This window comes from Rhodococcus sp. T2V (assembly GCF_029269925.1).
Lineage (GTDB): Bacteria > Actinomycetota > Actinomycetes > Mycobacteriales > Mycobacteriaceae > Rhodococcus_F > Rhodococcus_F koreensis.
Window position 1 is genome coordinate 1 of record NZ_JARJBD010000182.1, and the last position, 8,509, is coordinate 8,509.

At 67.0% G+C, this 8,509-nt stretch carries 10 protein-coding genes and 1 pseudogene; 6 read left to right on the top strand and 5 right to left on the bottom strand.

All coding sequences use genetic code 11. The annotated features are described in order from the left end of the window. Positions 1-665, top strand: a pseudogene (locus tag P3H15_RS52170) (FUSC family protein); the annotation flags it as partial. A 107-nt stretch (positions 666-772) separates the two neighbouring features. Here the strand turns inward: P3H15_RS52170 and P3H15_RS52175 are convergent. Next, a complete protein-coding gene (locus tag P3H15_RS52175) occupies positions 773-964 on the bottom strand; it encodes a lipopolysaccharide assembly protein LapA domain-containing protein (protein ID WP_276144523.1) in 192 nt (63 codons plus the stop codon). Between the two features lie 874 nt (positions 965-1,838). Between P3H15_RS52175 and P3H15_RS52180 the strand changes: the two genes are divergently transcribed. Further along, a complete protein-coding gene (locus P3H15_RS52180) occupies positions 1,839-2,069 on the top strand; it encodes a hypothetical protein (protein ID WP_276144524.1) in 231 nt (76 codons plus the stop codon). Positions 2,070-2,486: 417 nt separating this feature from the next. Here P3H15_RS52180 and P3H15_RS52185 read toward each other — a convergent pair whose 3' ends face one another. From P3H15_RS52185 to P3H15_RS52195, 3 genes are read right to left on the bottom strand one after another with little or no spacing between them, the layout of a single operon-like run. Beyond that, positions 2,487-3,374: a SigB/SigF/SigG family RNA polymerase sigma factor gene (locus P3H15_RS52185; RefSeq protein ID WP_276144525.1), complete on the bottom strand. Its 888-nt coding sequence runs from the start codon at positions 3,372-3,374 to the stop codon at positions 2,487-2,489. Further along, on the bottom strand, positions 3,371-3,652 hold the full coding sequence (locus tag P3H15_RS52190) for a hypothetical protein (protein ID WP_276144526.1): 282 nt from the start codon (positions 3,650-3,652) through the stop codon (positions 3,371-3,373). The genes P3H15_RS52185 and P3H15_RS52190 overlap by 4 nt, the downstream gene beginning before the upstream one ends. Beyond that, positions 3,649-3,792: a hypothetical protein gene (locus P3H15_RS52195; protein WP_276144527.1), complete on the bottom strand. Its 144-nt coding sequence runs from the start codon at positions 3,790-3,792 to the stop codon at positions 3,649-3,651. Before P3H15_RS52195 ends, P3H15_RS52190 begins: the two co-directional genes overlap by 4 nt. A gap of 253 nt (positions 3,793-4,045) precedes the next feature. Between P3H15_RS52195 and P3H15_RS52200 the strand changes: the two genes are divergently transcribed. From P3H15_RS52200 to P3H15_RS52215, 4 genes are all read left to right on the top strand, one after another. Next, positions 4,046-4,363: a helix-turn-helix transcriptional regulator gene (locus P3H15_RS52200; RefSeq protein ID WP_276144528.1), complete on the top strand. Its 318-nt coding sequence runs from the start codon at positions 4,046-4,048 to the stop codon at positions 4,361-4,363. 406 nt (positions 4,364-4,769) lie between these two features. Continuing rightward, on the top strand, positions 4,770-5,453 hold the full coding sequence (locus P3H15_RS52205; RefSeq protein ID WP_276144529.1) for a GAF and ANTAR domain-containing protein: 684 nt from the start codon (positions 4,770-4,772) through the stop codon (positions 5,451-5,453). Positions 5,454-5,718: 265 nt separating this feature from the next. After that, positions 5,719-6,453 (top strand): GAF and ANTAR domain-containing protein, encoded by a 735-nt coding sequence (locus P3H15_RS52210; protein WP_276144530.1) that lies wholly within the window; start codon positions 5,719-5,721, stop codon positions 6,451-6,453. An 850-nt stretch (positions 6,454-7,303) separates the two neighbouring features. Further along, positions 7,304-7,522: a hypothetical protein gene (locus P3H15_RS52215; RefSeq protein WP_276144531.1), complete on the top strand. Its 219-nt coding sequence runs from the start codon at positions 7,304-7,306 to the stop codon at positions 7,520-7,522. Between the two features lie 235 nt (positions 7,523-7,757). Here the strand turns inward: P3H15_RS52215 and P3H15_RS52220 are convergent, their stop codons facing one another. Further along, a complete protein-coding gene (locus P3H15_RS52220) occupies positions 7,758-7,985 on the bottom strand; it encodes a hypothetical protein (protein WP_276144532.1) in 228 nt (75 codons plus the stop codon). Positions 7,986-8,509: the final 524 nt, after the last annotated feature.

The window sequence follows — 8,509 nt, forward strand, 5'->3', positions numbered from 1 at the left end:
GTGTGCTCGTCGGCGTCGCGGTCAACGCGCTCGTGCTGCCTCCCGACCAGCTTTCCACCGCCCGGGATCTGATTCTGCAACGTGCGCATGAGCTCTCGACGCTGCTCGCCGATCTCGCCCGCGGCCTCCGGTCCGGCCGTCACGACAGTGATCGAGAGCGGCAACGGGTATGGGATCTGCACAAGTCGACCGGCGCCGGCGCTGCACTGCGCGAGGGCCGGGAAAGCTTGCGCGGCAACCTTCGCAGCCCCGGCTGGACCAAGGTAGGCGGATCGCAGGTGTATCTCCCGATAGCAACGGTTCTCGACGACACCTTGCTGCATGTGTCTGTGCTGGAAGTCGCGGTCGAGGCACTCATCGACTCCGACGATCGGCCGGAAGATTCCGCGGCGCCCATTCCGGAGCAACTTCGGCGCGAAGCAGCGGCACTGCTCGAGGCCTTCTCGGCCGCATTCGACGAGCTCACCTGGGACCCGGCTCACCATCGAGAGCCCTACCTGCACGTCGTGCAGACCGCGTTGCCGGAAGCCCGCTCGCGCCTCGAGTGCTTCGAGGAATCAGTCCGACGACACCAACCCTTATCCGGTGCGTGGCCGGCGATCGCTTTGGCCGCGGACGGTCTGTGGGCTGCACTGAACGTGCTGGACAGTTTCGACGAGCACTGACGCGCACCCCAGTGCGACGTTCGCCTCCGCACTGTCATCGCGCACCTCCGGACCATCCGCCCGTAATGACGGCCGCGGCGACGAGCGTGTCGTGGTCACCATCGACCTCACGGGTCGGTGGTGAGGGAGCGTTGCCGGTTGGCGGCGTGGCGGAGCTGCAGGATCCGTACGCCACCAGCAATGGCGATGACCACCGCTCCGGCGATCGCTGCGAACAGCAACGCCACACCCAGAGGCATTGTGAGGTCCCACCCGAACAGTTCCAGGGTCGTGCTGTCGAGGTTTTGCAGGATGAACACCAACAGCAGCAGCAGAATGAGTACGCCGGTGACCAGGCCGGTCCAGAGCGCGCCGGTACGGGTGTGCCTGATGCCTTGCGTCGGACGATGTCGGGGTGCAGGTCACTGCTCACGTCCGGGTCCGGCGTCGTGCCCGACGGGGGGACGGGACGCCGCTGCGCCGCGGCCCCGACGAGTAGTCGGTGCTCGGATCGGTGGGATCCCCTGAGGTGGTTGACATGCTTTCGCGAGTACCCACCCGAGGGTTCCGGCTACCCGGACTTCCCAGTTTCGGGTTCACCGTGCTTCGGCGACCGTGCCCTGGGCTGAGGCCGCGGGGGTCTGCGGCGGTGATGAAGACCTTGCCCGGCGCGCAGCGGCAGTCGGGTGGTTGCGTAAATGCAGGAACGGTCGCAGCACCGCAGGTTCGGGGCTGTCAGACAAACGGTTGATGGCCGACGTTGGCGGACGGTGAGGATCGGTCAGCGCGTCTATCGTGAGGGGATCGCCTGTGAGCGTGGAAATTTAGAGCGCCGGTGCCGTTCGGGGCATAGCGCAGGGTTAGGGCCGGCGTCACCTCGTGGGTGACAAAGGGGCATCATCGACCATCCTGACCCCAGGAAGCGGCGACGTCCGCTACTCGTGAGGGCGGGAGCACCGTGGATGATCGGCTCAGTTCCCGCCGCCGTTGCCGTGGCCACCACCGCTGTTGCCCCCGTTGCCGTTTCCCTGGTTCCCGTTGCCCGGGCCGTCGTTGCCGCCGCGATGCCCGCCGCCCTGGCCGTTGGCCTGGTTGCCGTTTCCCGCCGCCGGTGCTTACGCCTGCGCCCGGCGGGGTGCCGGGGCGAGGCTGCTGCTCAGGGTGGGAGCGGGCGGCGGGGGCGAGGTCGACCCTGTGGTGCTGCTTTCGTCCTGCGACGCGAGGACCAGTGCCAGCAACCTCCCGCACCGCCGCGTCGGTCGCCCCGCCGCCGGGGTGATTCTCGGCACGGTCGCGGCGGTACTGGTGACCATCGCGCCCCGCATCGCGGCCGATCACGGCGGGCCGAACCGGCGCCGCAATCACCACGGAGCGGTGTCGGCTCCTCTCGACTCGGACGCGCCTCGTCGGAGGCACCCCGACTGAGCAACGCATTCCCGGTATCCGCGGGCGCAGGCCACCGCGTCGCCCGTGGGGCTGTGCGGGTCTACTCATGAGGTTGGGGGTGTTCGGTGAGTTGGTGTCGGAGCCGTTCGCGCATCTCGCGTGGGCTGATGGCGGTGAGGTGGGTGAGGATTCGGGCGCCGGTGCAGGACACCGCGAAGGGGCGGCGCTGTACCGGAGGCGTGGAGATCGGGAGGAAGACCTCCGAGAGGTGCTGGGTGCACCGTCCCGGAGGAATCCTGGTGCCGGTTCACGGGGTGAAGGTCCTTTTCAGTAGTTCCGTGGGGTCCTGCGGTTCGGGGTCGGGTTCGGTGGGTGTGGACAGGTAGCGGCGAAGTGTGTCCACCCAGGTGGTGGTGGCAGCACGCATACGTTGCGTCTCTGGTTCTTTCGTGGAGGTCAGTCGAGCTGGTCGCGCATGGTGTGCAGTGCCCGGGACAGGAGCCGGGAGACCTGCATCTGGGACACGCCGATCCGGGTGGCGATCTGGCTCTGTGTGAGGTTGCCGTAGAACCGCAGGACCACGCAGGTGCGCTCGAGGTCGGGTAGCGCGGCGAGGACGGGTTGGAGGGTGACCTGGTCGTCGACGCGGTCGAAGGCGAAGTCGTCGCTGCCGACCGTCTCCGACAGTAACCGGTCGTCGGATCCGGTCCCGAGGGGGTGGTCGGTCGAGAGGGTGTTGTAGGCGTCGGCGGCGCGCAGACCCTCGGCCACTTCTTCTCTGGTCAACTCCAGCGCCGCGCCGAGCTCCGTTGCGGTCGGGGCGCGGCCGAGCGTGCGGGTCAGGTCGGCGCAAGTGTGGGTGAGGGCGAGATGGCGTTCCTTCAACGCCCGCGGCACGCGCAGTGACCATGCGGTGTCCCGGAAGTGCCGTCGGATCTCTCCGGTGATGGTGGGGGCGGCGAAGGCCACGAAGTGCGCGCCCTGCCGCGGGTCGAACCGGTCGACGGCCTTGACGAGTGCGAGACGGGCGACCTGTTCGAGGTCGTCGAGGCTCTCCCCGCGGCTGCGGAAACGTCGGGCGATGTGGTCGGCGAGCGGGAGGCAGCGTTCGATCACCCGTCCGCGCAGCAGGTGCCGACGAGGATCGTGTGGATCCAGTTCGGCGATTTCCGCGAGGAGCGGATACGCGTCGTCGTAGTGGTCGCGTCGACGGCCCGGGGGACGGCCGCGGGACGCTGCCGGTTCGGGAGCGGAAACGACGGTCAGCGGTCGGGTGCGCCGCTCGGGATGGCCCGGTACGGGTGGGGTCGAGGGCGGGACGGGCGCAGCGACGGCGGCGGTCATGATCGGGCCCTTCCCTCGGAGCGGGCGTCGTGGAGCGTGGGGGAGAGGAGTCGAGGGTCGTGGACACCGGGTTCGGAGTCGGTGTCGCCGAGATCGGTGACCGCGACGATCAGACCGACCGAGCCCAGGAGCGCGACGGCGATCTGGGCGACGAGGACGCCGAAGCCGAAGACCCCGACGGCGGCCGCCACACAAATCAAGGTGCCAGCAAACAGGATCAGACCGCTCGCGAGGAGCGCGACAGTCGACCGCACCCGCGGCGATGCCGGGGAGGTCATGAGGGCAGGCCGGACAGGAGGGTGGCGGCGCTCAGTGCGAGCGTGGTCAACAGGCCTGCCACGATCACCGGGCCACTGCCGCTGCGCAGCACGAGTGCCTCGGTGGCGGAGTCGGGGCGATCGACGTTCTGGACGGTCATCGCGTTCTCCTTTCGTCCGGCGACCCCGCTAGGACGTGCCGGTTCGAGTAACAAATCTGTTTCGAAGGCGATAGATTTGTTTTACATCGTGAAAGCGGGAAGCTCAACCCAAAAACGTAAATTCCCTGCATATGGGTGCGTCCTGCCGCGGCGGAACCGACCGCGTGCACACCAATGATGTGCATCGATGGAGGGAGGTTCTTCGGGTTCGCGGCCTGGTAGGGTGAACGGCGCCGAGAAGGAGGTGGAGTCCGTGACGTCCATGGCACCGCCGGCGCGGTCGAAGCGCGGGGTGTTCGGAATCTCCGTCACCTCCGAGCTGACGGGGATCGGACCGCAGACGCTCCGCTTGTACGAGCGGCGGGGACTGATCACACCGAGTCGCACCGGCGGTGGAACCCGCCGGTACAGCGAAGACGATCTGGTCCGCCTCGCGCGTGTCGCGGAACTGATCGAGGCCGGCGTCAACCTGGTGGGCATCCGGCAGATTCTCGAGCTCGAGACGCAGAACGCCGAACTGGTCGCGCGCATCGCCGAACTGAACGGGGCGGCGCAGACACTCAGCGTGTGAGTCTGCGGTCGGCGGGCGACAGCGCGCCCTGCATAATTCAGCCTCCGCACGTTCGGGGTGGAATCAGCGTGTGGTCCGAACTCGTGTACCGGGGACGCGGACGTCGCTCACGAAAAAGGGCAGGGCGAAGGCGGTTTTCAGTGCGCGAGGACGTCTGCACCTGAATGACGAGACCGCACTGGATCTCTTGCAGAAACCGAGGCGAACCGATGTCGCAGATGCCAGCGGATCCTATCGCTTCTACCCCCGTCGGTAGAAGCTCACCGGAGAGGGACCGGCAGGGACGTGTCACCGGCACAGGTACGCGTAGCGCGCGGCCGGTGCGCGAAGGGCCAGATCGCTGCTGGCATCGCAAGTGGTGGGCATAGGGTGAGGTCCGGGATATCGATCGGTGTGAGGAGCGGTGATGAGCGATTTCGGCGGCGGGGACGTCAGTCGGAGCATGGCTGATATCGCCCGTAGCCTCTCCGCCCCGCGGAGCCTCGACGAGCGCCTGCGAACGGTCACTGCGACGGTGGTCGAGTTGATGCCGGCTCGGGCGTGCGCGGGCATCTTGCTGGTGTCGGGCGGCGGCAAACGCTTTGAGACGGTGGCGCCGACGTCGGATCTGCTTCCCGAACTCGACCACCTCCAGGAGCGGCTCGGTCAGGGGCCGTGTGTGGCGGCGGCGGTCAGCAATCTCGTGGTGCGTAGCGATGATTTCCGTGTCGAGCCGCGGTGGCCTCAGTTCGCCGAGGCTGCGGTCGGGCTCGGTCTGCTCAGTGCGATCTCCGTGCAGCTGTATACGTCCGAGGGGAAGATGGGGGCGCTGAATCTGTTCGGCTTCGCACCGCACGCGTTCGGTCCGGAGGAGGAAGCGACGGTCGAGTCCCTCGCCGCCCATGCCGCGCTGGCGTTGATGGCGGCACGCACCGAGGAGCAGCTGCGGTCGGCGGTGGCTTCCCGCGATGTCATCGGGCAGGCCAAGGGGATGCTCATGGAGCGATTCGATGTGGACGCCATCCGGGCCTTCGACATGCTCACCACACTGTCCCAGGAAACGAACACCCCGATCAGCGTCCTTGCACAACACGTGATCGAACGCAGATAGTGTCGGGGAGGACTGCGCGACAAGTCTTTTCGGAACTTGTGTGCGCGGCGGTTCGTCGTGCGGTGAACGCCCCAGCAGGGATCTGAATCGGTGTCAATCAGTGCCCGGACCAGAGGATGCAATCCGTCGGTGACGAGGTGGTCGGGGAGGGCGACCGCTCGTCCCCTTGCGGTTGCGCAGAACCTGTACGGCGGTGACGAAAGTGCCTGACCGGTCCTTGGCCTTTCTCGGCCCGCGACGGTGGGTTCGGGTGTCACGATGGGGTATGCGCGCAGACGAGGACCAGACCGCCGGCCGGGGTGGTGGGTTCGAGCACCGGTTGCGGGCCGAGATCGAACAGATCGCCCGGGATCTGCGGGCCGAGCACGCCAGCATTCAGGGCACCCTGGAGGTGATCACCAAAGCCGCCCGAGATGTGGTCCCCGGCGCCGAGGACGCCGGCATCACCCTGGTCACCCGCGGCCGCGGCCGGGGTTTCCAGTCGCGGGCGGCGACCTCGGAGCTCCCGACGCTGATCGACGACCTTCAGCACCGGCTCGGTGACGGGCCGTGTGTGCAGGCGATCTGGAACCACGAAACCGTCCTGGTCACGGACATGACCACCGAGGGACGCTGGCCGCTGTTCGCGCCGGAGGCGGCCAGGATCGGGGCGCGGTCGATGCTGGCGTTCCAGCTCTACACCACCGAGAACACGATGGGGGCGTTGAACCTGCACTCGAGCCAGGCGGGCGCGTTCGATGACGACGCGGTCAGCATCGGCGGCACGCTGGCCACGCATGCGGCGATCGCGTTGATCGCCTCGCAACGGGAGGAACAATTCCGTGATGCCCTGGCGTCGAGGGACATCATCGGTCAGGCCAAGGGCATCCTGATGCACCGGTTTTCGATCGACGCCGACGAGGCCTTCGCGATCCTGGCTCGACGATCCCAGCACACCAACATTCCGCTCAACGAGGTCGCGGTGAACGTGATCGAGCACGGACCTGACCCCTTGCGGTGACTGTGCGGGCCAGATTGTGCAGCCGGAAGGCTACCTGGTTTCGGGTAGTGCCGACCGATGCGACGAGTTGATCGTGCTCCCGGGTGCTGGACGGAGGATCGCCGTACCCCGCGCGGGCCGGTGATTTCGTAGGTTGCGGCCCGCGCGCGGCGTTCGGCCCCTAGAAAGGGGCCGAGAGGGGACGCGGTCCCGGTGTGAAGGGGTCTGGCCGCGGCTCCGCGGGTTCGAAACCGGAGCGGGCGGCGTATGCGGCGAGTACCCCGCTCACACCGCTCTACGCATCCCGTATCCAGCACTTTCCGGCACCGATTCCCCCGCATGCCGAGCCGATCGTTCGCGAGTGAGTCCCCCGTGCGTTATCGAGGGACAGCGGCGAGTCAGGTCGATGCTCGGCCGCCCTGTGGACCGTCAGATCGTTTCCGGTGGGCGGTGGCTTTCGATGACGGGCGGCTGAGGTTCGCCGACACCGATGCCCGCACCGTCGACCCGTCACCCGACGATCTTCGGGCGGAACAGGACGGTTTGGTCGTCGAGTCTGCTTTCACGAGTGCTCCCCTTTCGTCAATGGATTCTGGACTCGGGTGCCGACGGCCGCCGTACGAAACAACTCGCACCCAGATCGGTGCCACCAACTCATCGCGATGCCCCCGCTCGTGATCGACGGAGTGGCCGGATCCGTGTGGCTGATGCGGGGGTCTGCGGTCAGTCGAGAGACGACCCGCAACGGTGCCAACGCCGAATCGGTGGCATTGGGTATCGGCCATCCCCAGCCGCGTGCCTGGTGCACGGATAATCGATGACGGTGAGTTCTCGACGTGGTTGTCATGCCTCAGGACGGGGGTGGTGTCTTGTGTCGACGGCCGAGGATCGAAAGTCCATCGAACTGGATCACATCGGTGGTCGAGACGGGGGCGAGTGGTGCGTCCTGATCGTGCTTGCACGGGTCGTCCTCGCCATCTCCGCAGCCGAGGAGAAGCTCGACGTGCTGCGCGAGATCTTAGCGGTCGTCTCGTGCACCGCACACTACCTCCGCCGCGACGGTCAACCACGCGAACCGGACCCTGGGTGATTCAGCCAGCGTTGAACTGTGCGTCCGACTCCGCGGATACCGCCGTGGTTATGCTGTGTGACGCGGTGTGGGACGCTGAGGCGGCGTTCCCACCGGTGTCACGTTCGTGGGCCTGCGTAGTGGAGGCTTTCCCGCCCCGATTGACAGTCGCTGGCGCGGAAGCCGTGTTCGAGGACGCACAGGACCCTATTGGATAACCTCGAGTCCAGTAACCGCTGGCGCGATTACTGGGCCTCTATGCTCCGCGCGACGACCATGCCTGCGCGATCTGAGGATGCGCATTGGCGATCTCGTCGACCCGGTCGTCGGTGGCGGTGTCGATTTCGGCCCGATGGCGTTGCGCTGTCACCAGCGGACCTTCCGATCCCTCGGGTCCGGAACCGCCGGCCGGGGCGTCCGCCTCCCATTCGTGGATCACTTCGTCGAGGCGACGTGCGACGAATTCCTTCTTGGTCTCGACCATTATTCAGTCCTTCCGGGATAGCTAAAAATAGTCGGCGATGTCGATGACCATTTTCCTCGCCCGTGCCAGTGTTGAGTCGGCGGTGGGCTGTACCCGTCGCGCGTGCCCTTCGTCGAGTGGCGGGTGTCCTGACCGCCGCGTACAGCATCGCAATCATCGTCTCGCCCCGCATGCTCGCGAAACCCCGCAAACACACCCCGTGCCGACGGCGGTGTCCCACCCGAGGTCGCTACGGTAATCCGGGCAGTGGGGGTGCGGGATGTGACGAGTGGACTCTTCCTGGCTCCGGCGTCGCGTGGAGCGGCTCTGCGCGGCGCCGTTGCGGTTCGGGTCGTCTCTGATCTCGGTGATGCCGTGGTCGTCGGTATCGCCCGTCCCGACCCCGCGACCAAAGGCCAAAGTCGCCAGATTCGCCACGCCGTAGGGCATTACCGGGGCCGATCACGGCGAACGTGTCGTGATCGGTATCTATGCGGATGGTTCGTTGTGCTGGGGTGGCGTTTTCCATCCTGGTTCGATCCAGG

What these genes read in the sequence shown, in the direction of transcription:
- P3H15_RS52185 (WP_276144525.1), bottom strand. Translation starts at nt 3,374, where the DNA reads ATGACCGCCGCCGTCGCTGCGCCCGTCCCGCCCTCGACCCCACCCGTA.
- P3H15_RS52190 (WP_276144526.1), bottom strand. Translation starts at nt 3,652, where the DNA reads ATGACCTCCCCGGCATCGCCGCGGGTGCGGTCGACTGTCGCGCTCCTC.
- P3H15_RS52195 (WP_276144527.1), bottom strand. Translation starts at nt 3,792, where the DNA reads ATGACCGTCCAGAACGTCGATCGCCCCGACTCCGCCACCGAGGCACTC.
- P3H15_RS52205 (WP_276144529.1), top strand. Translation starts at nt 4,770, where the DNA reads ATGAGCGATTTCGGCGGCGGGGACGTCAGTCGGAGCATGGCTGATATC.
- P3H15_RS52210 (WP_276144530.1), top strand. Translation starts at nt 5,719, where the DNA reads ATGCGCGCAGACGAGGACCAGACCGCCGGCCGGGGTGGTGGGTTCGAG.
- P3H15_RS52220 (WP_276144532.1), bottom strand. Translation starts at nt 7,985, where the DNA reads ATGGTCGAGACCAAGAAGGAATTCGTCGCACGTCGCCTCGACGAAGTG.